At 45.9% G+C, this 12,925-nt stretch carries 11 protein-coding genes; 8 read left to right on the top strand and 3 right to left on the bottom strand.

Features of this window, described 5'->3' with window-relative positions:
* Positions 1 to 316: 316 nt before the first annotated feature.
* Complete coding sequence (locus L0991_22830) at positions 317 to 1,783, bottom strand: dihydrolipoyl dehydrogenase (protein XGB65615.1); 1,467 nt, start codon at positions 1,781 to 1,783, stop codon at positions 317 to 319.
* Positions 1,784 to 1,991: 208 nt separating this feature from the next.
* Positions 1,992 to 2,720 (bottom strand): glutathione peroxidase, encoded by a 729-nt coding sequence (locus tag L0991_22825; GenBank protein XGB65614.1) that lies wholly within the window; start codon positions 2,718 to 2,720, stop codon positions 1,992 to 1,994.
* A 219-nt stretch (positions 2,721 to 2,939) separates the two neighbouring features.
* On the opposite strand from L0991_22825, the gene oxyR reads away from it, so the two are divergent.
* On the top strand, positions 2,940 to 3,833 hold the full coding sequence (oxyR, locus tag L0991_22820) for a DNA-binding transcriptional regulator OxyR (GenBank protein XGB65613.1): 894 nt from the start codon (positions 2,940 to 2,942) through the stop codon (positions 3,831 to 3,833).
* Positions 3,834 to 3,927: 94 nt separating this feature from the next.
* Here the strand turns inward: oxyR and L0991_22815 are convergent, their stop codons facing one another.
* Positions 3,928 to 6,489, bottom strand: a complete 2,562-nt coding sequence (locus tag L0991_22815; GenBank protein ID XGB65612.1) for a PBP1A family penicillin-binding protein — start codon at positions 6,487 to 6,489, stop codon at positions 3,928 to 3,930.
* 151 nt (positions 6,490 to 6,640) lie between these two features.
* Between L0991_22815 and pilM the strand changes: the two genes are divergently transcribed.
* The 7 genes from pilM to aroB all read left to right on the top strand — a co-directional run bounded on the left by pilM (position 6,641) and on the right by aroB (position 12,919).
* Positions 6,641 to 7,666: a type IV pilus assembly protein PilM gene (gene pilM, locus L0991_22810; GenBank protein XGB65611.1), complete on the top strand. Its 1,026-nt coding sequence runs from the start codon at positions 6,641 to 6,643 to the stop codon at positions 7,664 to 7,666.
* On the top strand, positions 7,650 to 8,249 hold the full coding sequence (locus L0991_22805) for a PilN domain-containing protein (protein ID XGB65610.1): 600 nt from the start codon (positions 7,650 to 7,652) through the stop codon (positions 8,247 to 8,249). Before pilM ends, L0991_22805 begins: the two co-directional genes overlap by 17 nt.
* Positions 8,242 to 8,853 (top strand): type 4a pilus biogenesis protein PilO, encoded by a 612-nt coding sequence (gene pilO, locus L0991_22800; GenBank protein ID XGB65609.1) that lies wholly within the window; start codon positions 8,242 to 8,244, stop codon positions 8,851 to 8,853. Before L0991_22805 ends, pilO begins: the two co-directional genes overlap by 8 nt.
* Entirely contained in the window at positions 8,840 to 9,358 is a 519-nt protein-coding gene (locus tag L0991_22795) for a pilus assembly protein PilP (protein ID XGB65608.1), read from the top strand. Before pilO ends, L0991_22795 begins: the two co-directional genes overlap by 14 nt.
* 35 nt (positions 9,359 to 9,393) lie before the next feature.
* Positions 9,394 to 11,109, top strand: a complete 1,716-nt coding sequence (locus tag L0991_22790) for a type IV pilus secretin PilQ family protein (protein ID XGB65607.1) — start codon at positions 9,394 to 9,396, stop codon at positions 11,107 to 11,109.
* A gap of 176 nt (positions 11,110 to 11,285) precedes the next feature.
* A complete protein-coding gene (aroK, locus tag L0991_22785; protein XGB65606.1) occupies positions 11,286 to 11,804 on the top strand; it encodes a shikimate kinase AroK in 519 nt (172 codons plus the stop codon).
* Positions 11,805 to 11,830: 26 nt separating this feature from the next.
* On the top strand, positions 11,831 to 12,919 hold the full coding sequence (gene aroB, locus L0991_22780; protein XGB65605.1) for a 3-dehydroquinate synthase: 1,089 nt from the start codon (positions 11,831 to 11,833) through the stop codon (positions 12,917 to 12,919).
* Positions 12,920 to 12,925: the final 6 nt, after the last annotated feature.

Raw genomic sequence — 12,925 nt, 5'->3', positions numbered from 1 at the left:
CTCGGTTCTGGAATGACGAATTAAGTTTTGGTTTAGTTGCTTAAATAAATCAACGTCATTCCCGATAGTGACGAAGGAGCGTGGTCGGGGATCTCTGTTTACGTGTGACAGAGACTCTAGATACTTCTTCCCTTAGTTCTGGAATGACGGAATTAGTTTTGGCTTAGTTGCTTAACTAAATCAACGTCATTCCCGAAAGCGACGAAGGAGCGTAATCGGGAATTTGTTATTTGCTCGTCGCCAAAAAACAAAAAGGAAAGCCAATGGCTTTCCTTTTTAGTATCTAATCTATGCGTTCTGTCTCAATCGACCGAAATTAACAACCTGGACCACAGTCTAGACAGTGTTTCACCATCTCTGGACCTAGGTGCAGTTTCGCATTCAGGTCACGTAGTGCAGTTCGTACGCCTTCTTCGATTACTGGGTGATAGAACGGCATGTCTAGCATTTCAGAAACCGTCATCTTGTTTTGGTGTGCCCATGCTAACAAGTGCGCCAAGTGTTCTGCATTTGGTCCCATCATTTCAGCACCAAGGAAGCGACCTGTACCTTGCTCGCCGTAAACGTGCAGGATACCTTTGTTGCGTAGCATCACTCGTGAGCGGCCTTGGTTCTCGAAAGAAACTTCACCTGTTGCGAAACAACCACATGTACCTAAGCGGGTAGTGATCTCTTTGTAAGTTTCACCAACCATCGCGATTTGCGGGTCAGAGAAAACCGCTGAGATTTTAGAGCGACGTAGGCCTGCACGAATCTCAGGGAAGCGACCTGCGTTGTCGCCGGCAATGCGCGCTTGGTCTGCTGCTTCATGTAACAAAGGTAGTTGGTTGCTAGCGTCGCCCGCAATAAAGATTGATGGTAACGACGTTTGCAGTGTGTAGTGGTCTGCAACTGGCACACCGCGCTCATCAAGCTCTAGAGAGGTATTCTCTAGACCAAGTTTATCTGTATTAGGGCGACGGCCTGTCGCTGCCAATACGTATTCAACGATGTTGGTTTCTAGCTCACCTTGCTTATTGATGAACTGAATTTCGACACGTGGCTCACCCGATTCAGTGGTAATACGCTTCATGCTTTCGATTTTCACGTCGGCATCGAGGTAGAACTCTTCATTGAAGGCTTTATCTGCGTAAGCCATTATCTCTGGGTCAGTTACTGGGCCAACTTGACCACCCAAACCGAACAGTTTGGTTTTCACACCTAAGCGGTGTAGCGACTGACCAAGCTCTAAACCAATTACACCTGGGCCAAATACGGCAACTGATTCTGGTAAATCATCCCAGCTGAACACGTCATCGTTAATGATGAGGCGGTCGCCAAGTTCATTCCAAACAGCAGGGTATGCAGGGCGAGAGCCGGTTGCGATAACAATACGCTTTGCCGTGATCACCGTGTGGTCATCAACTTGAAGTGTGTTGTTGTCTAAGAATTTTGCGTAGCCAGAGATTTTATCTTGCTCTGGGATTTCATCGACGCCTTCTAAAACAAAACCAACAAAACGGTCACGCTCAAACTTCACTCGGTCCATGACTTCACGACCGTTAATTACGATATCGCCTTGTGGGTGAACGCCAAAAGCCGGAGCTTTCTCGATTTGGTGTACGCTCTCCGCAGCTGCAATAAGCAGTTTAGATGGCATACAACCAACACGAGCACAGGTTGTACCGTAAGGGCCGCCTTCAATCATCACGACACTGTCAGTGTGTGCTTTTGCAGCGCGGTATGATCCTAGACCTGCCGTACCGCCCCCGATAACTGCTACATCTACATTGACTCGTTTCATAATAATTTTCTCGCAATGGCTAAATTTAGTTTGAACGAACCCCTCCAACTCATGTGATACTTTTTAGTGAGTCAGGATAGCGGGTCAGTTTTGTGGTTCTATTTTATTAGGTTTAGCTTGTGACTGTGGTTAATGCGAGCCACAAGCTTGATTCAACCCGATAGGGTTAGCTAACCCACAAGTGAGTGGGTTAGCCTTTTGGCAGTGATTAGCCTAGGAAAGCTTCTAGCTCTTCGCTACCACCGATGTGTTTACCACCGATGAATACTTGAGGAACCGTTGTGCGACCAGAGATTGCACGTAGGCTTACAGTAGTAGCGTCTTTACCTAGTACTACTTCTTCGTAGTTTAGACCTTTGTCGATTAGGTTCTGTTTCGCTTTCATACAGAAAGGACAGCCTGGCTTAGTGAATACTGTGATTGACTCTTGCTCTTTGTGCTCTGGAGCAATGTAGTTCAGCATAGTGTCTGCATCAGAAACCTTGAACGGGTCGCCTGGTACGTCTTCTTCGATGAACATTTTCTCTACCACGCCGTTCTTGACTAGCATGCTGTAGCGCCATGAACGTTTGCCGAAGCCGATGTCGTTTTTCTCAACTAGCATACCCATGCCGTCTGTGAAATCACCGTTACCATCTGGGATGAATGTGATGTTTTCTGCTTCTTGGTCTGCTTTCCATGCGTTCATTACGAACGTATCGTTTACAGAAACACAAAGGATGTCATCAACACCGCTCTCTTTGAACACTGAATGTAGTTCGTTGTAACGAGGAAGGTGGCTTGACGAACAAGTTGGAGTAAACGCGCCTGGTAGGCTGAATACGATAACTGTTTTGTCTTTGAATAGCTCTTCAGTCGTTACGTTAACCCATGCATCACCTTGGCGAGTTGGGAATGTTACTTGAGGGATTGATTGACCTTCTTTAGATGCAAACATATTGATTTCCTTAAATGATATTTTAATTTTGTTCTAGTAGAGCTTAACGCTTTTCGCTGCTCTGTTTCGTTTTGTTGAGCCCATTATTAGATAAATTCTTTGATAGCTCTAATCGTTTGATGTTATGGTTTTGATAGGTAAATTCTATCAATAGCATTTTCTTTTAAATGTTGCTATGAAAACCCTTGTTCTTATTAAACCTGAGGTAAGAGACTGATCATGAACATTCGTGACTTTGAATACTTGGTGGCGCTCGCAGAGCACAAACACTTCCGTAAAGCGGCAGAAGCGTGCTTTGTCAGTCAGCCAACACTAAGCGGTCAAATACGCAAACTAGAAGATGAAATCGGACTTCAGTTAACCGAGCGTAGTCCAAGGAAGGTCATATTTACAGAATCAGGGTTACAACTTGTTGAACAAGCCAAGCGTATTCTCAACGAAGTGAAGACTTTTAAGGATATGGCGAGTGGTCACGGTGAAGCGATGACCGGACCAATGCACATTGGTTTCATTCCAACCGTGGGTCCTTACATTCTGCCTAAGATTGTTCCTCACCTGAAAGAGAGCTTTCCCGAGTTAGAGCTGTACCTGCATGAAGCGCAAACTCATCAATTAGTGAGCCAATTGGAAGATGGCAAGCTTGACTGCTTGGTACTGGCGGCGGTTGATGAAACGGCGGTGTTCAAAGAGATTGATGTGTATGACGAGCCATTAAGTGTCGCGGTTCCATGTGGCCATGAATGGGCTCAGCAGGACACAGTAGATATGCTTCAACTTAATGGACAGACAGTCTTAGCATTAGGTGATGGTCACTGTTTAAGAGACCAAGCCCTAGGGTTCTGTTTTGCTGCGGGAGCAAAAGATGATGAGCGCTTTAAAGCGACCAGCTTAGAGACGCTGCGTAACATGGTTGCGGCAGGCGCGGGGATTACCTTGCTACCTCAATTATCAGTACCAAAAGAAAAGCAGAAAGATGGTGTGTGTTACGTGCCTGCGGTAAACCCAACGCCTTCACGTCGCATTGTGGTTGCGTACCGTCCGGGCTCTCCATTGAAAGGGCGCTTTGAGCAATTGGCAGAGACGATTCGCACTCAGTTGGAGAAGATCGTTTAGCTTAACCTCCGCATAATAGATACAAAAAAGGGTTGATATGAATTCATATCAACCCTTTTTATTTGTTCAAGTGGCTAGGTTTAACAAATCCTACCTAGAACAGTTCTTCTACCGTTTCACCTGAAGAGGTGGAGTAGATATCATCATTGAAGCGCTCAGTGATGTACTCAGTTGGCTCCGTGCCTTTCTCGAAGTACTCAAACATTGATGAGCTATCGTACTTGTTGGTCAGTAAGCCTGTATCACGGTCAATACGAACACGAACGATGTTTTCTGGAATCTCTTTGCGTTGCGCTGGAACACCGGCCAGTGCAGTACCCATGAAGTCTACCCATGCAGGCTCTGCTGTCTTAGCACCAGCTTCCGCACCAGTAATCTGATTCTTACCAAGGTTAGAGTTCGCTTTAGTACGACCTAGGTTACGGTTGTGGTTATCAAAACCAACCCATACTGTTGCAACCATGCCTGGGCCATAGCCGCTGTACCAAGTATCTTTCGAGTCGTTAGTTGTACCTGTTTTGCCGCCAATATCACGGCGTTTCAGTGGTTGAGCACGCCAACCTGTACCGTTCCAACCTGTACCCGCACTCCAATCACCGCCGCCCCAGATGTTGCTGTACATCATTTCACGAACTAGGAATGCGTTCTGCTCAGAGATAACTTGAGGAGCGTATTGAACTTTCGCATCCACATCTTGCTCGGCAAATTCATCCGCCATTGGATCGGTCGTGATGGTTTGTTTGCAATCTTCTTTGCAGACCACTTTTGGTGTTGCTTCAAACTCAGTCTCGCCAAATGGAGTCTCAACGCGGCTGATGTAGAAAGGTTCAACGTAGTAACCACCGTTAGCGAATACTGAGTAACCTTGCGCTACTTTCATTGGCGTTAAGCTACCAGCACCTAGTGCAATAGTTTCAGAACGAGGCACTTCATCGATATCAAAACCAAAGCGAGTTAGGTAGTTACGAGTGTCATCTAAGCCAACTTCGCGCAGTACACGTACCGCCATTACGTTTTTCGATTGAGCTAAGCCAATACGTAAACGAGTAGGGCCGACGTAAGTTGGTGGCGAGTTCTTTGGTCGCCATGCAGTACCTTGGCTCTTATCCCATTGGTTGATTGGTGCATCGTTGATAAGAGAAGCTAGCGTTAAACCTTTTTCAATTGCAGCTGAGTAAATGAAAGGCTTGATACCAGAACCCACTTGACGAATAGATTGCGTCGCACGGTTGAATTTGTTGTGTACGAAGTTAAAGCCACCCACCATCGACAATACAGCGCCGTTGTTTGGATTCATTGCCACGAATGCAGTGTTGGCATTTGGTACTTGGCTTAGACGCCAAACCACTGGAGTGTCAGATTCTGCTGTTACTGACTCTTCTGTTGCTTCCTCAGAGACTTCGTCACCTGTGATCGCCTCATGACGTACCCAAACTTGTTCACCAACTGCAAGAATCTCTTTTGCTTGAGAAGGTGCTGGACCTTGGCGGTCGTCTGTTAGGAACTTACGCGCCCAATTCATACCTTGCCATTCGATCGTGCCTTCGCCTTGATTCTTCACCCATACTTTAGCGCTTTTTGAATCAACAGCAGTCACTACAGCAGGAACTAAGTCACCATAAGTTGGTTGAGACTTAAGGTGTTTAACGATCTTGTCGTGATCCCAAGCCGATTGAGCGGTTTGCCAAAGTACTTTTTCAGCACCACGGTAACCGTGACGCTCATCGTAGCTAAGTAGGTTCTTAATCGCAGCTTGGTTTGCCGCTTTTTGCAGCTTCGAATCAACGGTTGTGTAGACCTTCATACCAGAGGTATATGCGTCTTCACCGTAGCGTTCAACCATCCAAGCACGGGCTACTTCTGCCACGTATGGTGCGCTCAGTTCGATCTCTGCACCGTGGTACTTTGATACAAGCTGTTCATTACTCGCTTCATCAAACTCGGCTTGAGTGATGTATTTCTCGTCGAGCATACGACGCAATACAACGTTACGACGGTTAGTCGCACGTTCAATAGAGTAGATAGGGTTCATGGTTGATGGTGCTTTCGGCATACCAGCCAGAGTTGCGATCTCACTCAGCGTAAGATCCGGAAGATCTTTACCAAAGTAAACGCGTGCTGCTGCGCCAAAACCATACGAACGGTGACCAAGGAAGATCTTGTTAACGTAAAGCTCCATGATCTCTTCTTTGCTCAGCAGTTGCTCAATATGGATCGCAATGAAGATCTCTTTAATCTTACGCATGATCTTTTTCTCATTAGATAAGAAGAAGTTACGCGCAAGCTGCTGAGTAATGGTACTCGCACCTTGTTTTGCCGAACCTGACATCGCGACTACGATAGCTGCACGAGTAATGCCGATTGGGTCAATACCAGGGTGTTCGTAGAAACGGCTATCCTCGGTAGCAATCAAAGCCTCAACTAAGTGGCGAGGGATCTCGTCATAAGTCACTGGAATACGACGTTTTTCACCAAATTGGGAGATCAACTTACCGTCTTGGCTGAAGACCTGCATTGGAGTTTGGAGTTCTACGTCGCGCAAAGTGGCAACATCAGGCAACTCTGGTTTTACGTAGTAATAAAACCCAAAAATTGTACTGACTCCAAGAATCATGCAAATCAATGTAAATATGAATAATCGCTTTATGAACTTCACCGGATAATCCCTGATTAGTTAAGGCTGATAAGCAGCAAACCCTTGTACTCTAGGCTAAAAAATTAGCTTTCGTTTATTAACGCTTATTTAACTAATAATCACAACCCCTAGATAATCAACGAAATGCTTGGCACTTCAGGAGCTAGGTCACATGGGTTCATCATTAATTACAGGTATAGATATAAATCACCACAGCATCAAAGCTGTGGTGCTAAAACCCGTGGGGGAATTGTATGCCCTAGTGGGATACAAAGAGCTGCCGATTTCGGACGACATTTTTACAGCTAACCATACTTTGGAGTATCAGAAAACTGTTAAGAAACTCAAAGAACTTAGGAAAGGGCTGCCTTTCGGCTGTCGTAATGTCGCCATTTCGGTACCTGATAACACGGTGATCAGCAAGGTACTGCAAATTGAGAGTGAACTCGAAGACAGAGAGAAAGAGTTTTCGATTTATCAAACCTTCGCCCATCAATCTCCTTTTCCCATCGAGGAGCTGAGTTTAGATTTTGTGAAGCTGGAAGACAAACGATTTGGTAAAGGTTCGACGAGCAGTTATCAGGTTTATGCTACACGTAAAGAAGTGGTCGATAGCCGAGCAGAGGCATTAACCAAGGCTGGCTTTAAACCTGTTGTCGTTGATACGCAGGCGCATGGTTTGCTTCATGTGTGGCAGCTTGCCTCACGCTTGTACCCAGAGAAAAACAATTGGCTGTTGGTGGACATTGGTGTTGATCAAACCTCGCTGGGCATCATTCCTCACGGAGCAGCCCCTTTCTATAAAGACATCGCCTTTGGCACGCAAGACCTTTGCAGTATCGAGAATCCCAATGATATCGAGGCTGCGTTTGGCAGTGCTCAGGACACTCATCAATTTATCGTTAACTTGATTGAAAAGCTCAAACGTCAGTTGCAGCTCTATTCCTCGGTGAATGCTCACCAACCTATCTCTGGTATTTGGTTAATGGGCGAGGGGGCCAGTACGCCAATGGTGACTGAAGAGCTTGAGCGCCATTTTCAGCTGAGCTGTGAATCATTGAATCCTTTATCCCTGTTTGAAAATAAGGTCGCGAGGAAGCGCCGCCTGCAAATGGATTGGCAACATTTTGGTATTGCTGCGGGTATGGCAATGAGCGGACTTAAATGGCAGGGAGAGAAGCATGTTGCATCAAATTAATCTGCTACCTTGGCGAGATGAGATTCGTGCTCAACACCGAAAGCGTTTTATCCATTTAGTTATCCTTGGCGTGATTGTGGCTGGGGCTGGGCAATGGGCCGTCGGAAACTATTTCCATGATCAACAGGCTAAACAGCAAGCTCGTCTTAATTATCTCAACCAATACATTGCAGGGCTCGACCGACAGATTCAGTCACTCAAAGTCGCGGAGCAAGAGCACAAAGCCATTTTGACTCGACTTGATGTCGTGGAGTCTTTGCAGCTCGGTCGCAATAAAACCACCGACTTTATGAACTTGATGCCGGAGCTGATTCCTGAGGGCGTGTATGTCGACAAGATAAAGATGAACGGCCAAGAGATTGAGATGGCGGGCATCAGTGACAGTACCGCTCGTCTCGCCACCATGCTGGATAACTTAGAACGCTCTGAATCCCTCAAAGGGGTCGAGATGCACTCTATTGTCCATAACCGTAAGCGATTCAATAAAGAGTTTCAGACCTTCAAGGTGTCTTTCGTGTTCAGCCCTGTGTCATTAGAGAGCACAACTGCACATCGAAAGGGTAAGGGGGCTAACCATGGCTAGCTTTCAAAACATGATGAGCCTGCAAGAGCTTGATATTGATGAGATCACCGAGTGGCCACTGTTGCCTCAGTTATTGGTGATTCTATTGCTGGTGGCGCTCATTCAAGGGCTGGGAACCTGGTTCTATATTCTGCCCTTGAATGATGAGCTACAACAGATGAAGCAGCAAGAGCAGACCTTGAAAGCAACACTGCGCATCAAAGCCAATAAGGTTGCCGCTTTACCTAAACTTCAAGGCCAACTGGATGAACTAACCAGTCGCTATGATTACCTGTTAGAACAGCTGCCTGTGCAAAAGGAGTTGGCGAGCATGTTGGCATCAGTTAATGAGCTTGGCTTAGACAACTCACTCACCTTTACCCGAATCGACTGGGGCGAAAAACAGAACAAAGCCTTTCTATACCGTTTACCTCTTAACATTGAACTGACGGGTGATTACCACGAGATTGGTGATTTCTCTGCAGCTATCGCCAAGCTCCCGCGAATCATCAGCTTTGATGATGTGAGTTGGCAGAGAGTTAGCCAAGAAAGCAGCACACTTCACTTTAGGGTTCGAGCTTATACCTACCAGTTTAAGTCGGAGGTCAACGATGAGGCTCAATAGCGCGCTCTATTCAACGTTGTTACTGCTGATCTTGTCAGGCTGCAAAGCCAATCAAGACTCACTAGAAGACTTCGTGGTGCAGGTTGAGCTCAAAGCGAAAAAAGAAGTTGAGCAGCTTGTTCCTGCGACTGAGTTCTCAGCCGCTACCTATCAACGACGTGCTTTTCGCCCCCCCTTTGAGTTACCCAAAGAAGCGATTGTGCAAAACCAGCCCTTGGTGAAGAAAGATTGCTGGCAACCCAGCGCCCGTGCTCGCAGTGGCAAGTTGGAGAAATATCCACTGAGTAAATTGCGCTTGAAAGGTGTGATGGGCAGTGGAACGAGTGTGTTTGGGCTTGTACAGACGCCTAAGGGCAATGTCGTCAATGTGAAAAAAGGCCAGTTTATCGGCTTAAACAACGGGCGAGTTACTAAGGTGACGAGCCAGTACGTTCTGATTAATGAAACTCTTCCAGATGGCTTAGGTTGTTGGCATAAGCGCAACGTTAGGCTGGCTCTGAAATAAACCAATGTCACATGATGTGGATATGAGATGTAAATATGAATAAAGGAATAAGTGGATTAGTGAGCAAAGCTCTACAAGGTTTTGCTGTGTCTATGATGTTGGTTTTTAGCGTATTTGGCTACGCAGAGAGCTCGTCCAATAAATTAGAGAACATTGATTTTAGAGTTAACAAGGATAAAGACGCTGTCATTATTATTGAGCTAGCAACCAGCAGCGCGGTCGTTGATGTTCAGCGAGCACAAGAAGGCTTGAGCATCGAACTTATCAATACAGAAGTGGATGATGACAAGCTCTACCTTTTGGACGTCAAAGACTTCGCGACTCTGGTTGAGGGTATTGAAGTATACAAAGAGACACCAAGCACTCGGTTATTGGCAACGATTAACAGTGACTATCAATACGAATATGACCTCAAGGGGCGATTTATCGAGGTGGTGATCAGTAAGCCTACAATTGAAGAAGTTGCGACGGAGAAAAGCGTACTTGAAAAAGAAGGTAAGCTGATATCGATTAACTTCCAAGATATCCCAGTTCGAAATGTCCTTCAGTTGATTGCTGACTACAATGAGTTCAACTTGGTGGTATCAGACTCGGTCGCGGGTAACCTGACGCTACGTTTGGATGGTGTTCCTTGGCAGCAAGTTCTCGACATTATCTTGCAAGTTAAGGGCTTGGATAAGCGCGTTGATGGCAACGTTATCTTGGTCGCTCCCAAAGCAGAACTGGATCTGAGAGAACAGCAAGCGCTCGAAAAATCCCGCTTAGAAGAAGAGCTTGGGGAACTTAAATCAGAAATCATCAAGATTAACTTTGCCAAAGCCACCGATATTGCCGACATGATTGGCGGTGAAGGGGCGGTGAGCATGTTGTCTGATCGCGGCTCAATTACCATAGATGAACGCACGAACTCTTTGCTGATTCGCGAGTTGGAAGAGAACATTGCGGTGATTCGCGGCATTATTGAGTCGCTAGATATTCCCGTGAAGCAGGTTCAGATAGAGGCGCGCATTGTTACCGTCACCGAAGGTAACCTTGATGAACTCGGCGTGCGCTGGGGCGTTTCATCGACCAACGGAAGCTTCACTGTTGGTGGTTCAATTGAAGGCAACCACCCGTCAGCCATTACACCTTATGATGATGGTGGCAGCAGCGTGATTGATGATTACCTTAATGTGAATTTGGCGGCGACATCGCCAAATGCCTCGAGTATTGCGTTTCAGGTGGCCAAGTTAGGCTCAGATACGCTGCTCGATCTTGAGTTATCGGCACTGCAACAAGAGTCTAAGGCGGAGATCATCTCTAGCCCACGCTTAATCACCACCAATAAAAAGCCGGCTTACATTGAGCAAGGTACTGAAATTCCTTACTTAGAGTCCTCTTCGAGTGGTGCAACGTCCGTCGCATTTAAGAAAGCTGTGTTGAGTTTGAAAGTTACCCCTCAAATCACGCCAGACAATCGCTTGGTTCTGGATTTGAGTGTGACTCAGGATAGGCCTGGGCAAGTGGTGAAAACAGGAACTGGGGAGGCGGTCGCGATAGATACCCAAAGGATAGGTACGCAAGTGCTTGTTAATAATGGTGAAACCGTTGTTCTTGGTGGAATATTTCAACACAGTGTCAGTAGTACAGTCGATAAAGTTCCTCTGTTGGGAGACCTTCCTTTATTGGGTGCATTGTTCCGCCGCAGCTACGAAAATGTGGGTAAAAGTGAACTGCTTATCTTTGTTACACCTAAAGTTGTGATTCAGTAACGTACAATTAGATTAAAAATAAAGTTGCATTAGTGGCACCTAACCTTGATAATTTCGGGTCTTATCACGAATTATCTGTGAGGAATCGGTGCCACGGGCCTTTTAATTTCAGTACTTGTACTGACCTACCTTGTGGCGATGTCATTGAATTAACGTTGTAAATTACTGCTAAAAACATGGCTGAGAAACGCAATATTTTTCTTGTTGGCCCAATGGGCGCCGGCAAAAGTACAATTGGTAGACACCTAGCTTCCCAACTTCATATGGAGTTTCTAGACTCTGACACTGTGATTGAAGAGCGCACTGGCGCAGACATCGCATGGGTTTTTGATGTTGAGGGCGAAGAAGGTTTCCGTAAGCGCGAAGAATCTGTAATCAACGATCTGACTGAAGAGCAAGGTATTGTTCTAGCGACAGGTGGTGGTTCAGTGATGAGCAAAGAAAACCGTAACCGTCTATCTGCACGAGGCATTGTTGTATACCTAGAGACAACAATTGAAAAGCAACTTGCTCGCACAAACCGCGACAAGAAACGCCCTCTACTTCAAACAGACAACCCGCGTGATGTGCTAGAAGATCTAGCTGTATCTCGCAATGCACTATACGAAGAAGTGGCGGACTACACAGTTCGTACTGACGACCAAAGTGCAAAAGTGGTAGCCAACCAGATCGTAAAAATGCTAGAAGAACGTTAAGTTCATTTTTTTCGGAGAGCAAACCCATGGAACGGATTACGGTCAATCTAGCTGAGCGTAGCTACCCTATCTCTATCGGCGCCGGGTTATTTGACGACCCGGCGTACCTTTCTTTTTTATCAGGCAAGCAGAAAGTCGTTGTTATCAGTAATGTGACAGTAGCGCCTCTTTACGCTGATAAAATTCTATCTTTACTGGATCAAGTTGGCTGTCAGACATCTCTTCTAGAGTTACCTGATGGTGAGCAATACAAAACGCTTGAAACGTTCAATTCAGTGATGAGCTACATGCTTGAAGGAAATTACAGCCGCGATGTGGTGGTGATTGCTTTAGGTGGTGGGGTTATCGGTGATTTGGTCGGCTTTGCTGCATCTTGTTACCAGCGTGGTATTGATTTCATTCAAATCCCGACAACGCTTCTTTCTCAAGTGGACTCTTCTGTTGGTGGTAAAACCGCAGTAAACCACCCTCTTGGTAAGAACATGATCGGTGCATTCTACCAACCAAAATCTGTGATCATCGATACCAACTGTTTATCAACGCTTCCTGAGCGTGAGTTTGCAGCGGGCATTGCTGAAGTCATCAAGTACGGCATCATTTACGATGAAGCCTTCTTTGATTGGTTGGAGCAGAATCTAGAGAAACTTTATCAACTTGATGAACAAGCACTGATTACTGCAATTGCTCGTTGTTGTGCAATTAAGGCTGAAGTGGTTGCTCTAGATGAAAAAGAGTCAGGAATCAGAGCGTTATTGAACCTAGGTCATACATTTGGTCATGCGATCGAAGCAGAACTAGGCTATGGTAATTGGCTACATGGTGAAGCTGTGTCTTCAGGTACTGTAATGGCAGCGAAAACTGCTCAGTTACAGGGACTGATCACTCAGCAGCAGCTTGAGCGAATTATTTCTATACTCAAGAATGCGAAACTGCCAGTTCATACGCCAGAAAGCATGTCTTTTGAAGACTTTATGACGCACATGATGCGTGATAAGAAAGTGCTGTCTGGTCAATTACGTCTGGTATTGCCAACAAGTATTGGTACTGCTGAAGTGGTTGCTGATGTTCCTCAGGACATCATTAAACAAGCGATTGATTTCTGCCGTACTCTTTAAATTTGG

This window comes from Vibrio chagasii, assembly GCA_041879415.1.
Taxonomy (GTDB): domain Bacteria; phylum Pseudomonadota; class Gammaproteobacteria; order Enterobacterales; family Vibrionaceae; genus Vibrio.
The sequence above is the reverse complement of the archived record's forward strand: the minus strand, read 5'-3'. Positions and strand labels throughout refer to the sequence as shown.

Bases quoted from the DNA above. Each gene is read 5' to 3' on its own strand.
- L0991_22830 (XGB65615.1), bottom strand. From the start codon at position 1,783: ATGAAACGAGTCAATGTAGATGTAGCAGTTATCGGGGGCGGTACGGCA.
- L0991_22825 (XGB65614.1), bottom strand. From the start codon at position 2,720: ATGTTTGCATCTAAAGAAGGTCAATCAATCCCTCAAGTAACATTCCCA.
- oxyR (XGB65613.1), top strand. From the start codon at position 2,940: ATGAACATTCGTGACTTTGAATACTTGGTGGCGCTCGCAGAGCACAAA.
- pilM (XGB65611.1), top strand. From the start codon at position 6,641: ATGGGTTCATCATTAATTACAGGTATAGATATAAATCACCACAGCATC.
- L0991_22805 (XGB65610.1), top strand. From the start codon at position 7,650: ATGTTGCATCAAATTAATCTGCTACCTTGGCGAGATGAGATTCGTGCT.
- pilO (XGB65609.1), top strand. From the start codon at position 8,242: ATGGCTAGCTTTCAAAACATGATGAGCCTGCAAGAGCTTGATATTGAT.
- L0991_22795 (XGB65608.1), top strand. From the start codon at position 8,840: ATGAGGCTCAATAGCGCGCTCTATTCAACGTTGTTACTGCTGATCTTG.
- L0991_22790 (XGB65607.1), top strand. From the start codon at position 9,394: ATGAATAAAGGAATAAGTGGATTAGTGAGCAAAGCTCTACAAGGTTTT.
- aroK (XGB65606.1), top strand. From the start codon at position 11,286: ATGGCTGAGAAACGCAATATTTTTCTTGTTGGCCCAATGGGCGCCGGC.
- aroB (XGB65605.1), top strand. From the start codon at position 11,831: ATGGAACGGATTACGGTCAATCTAGCTGAGCGTAGCTACCCTATCTCT.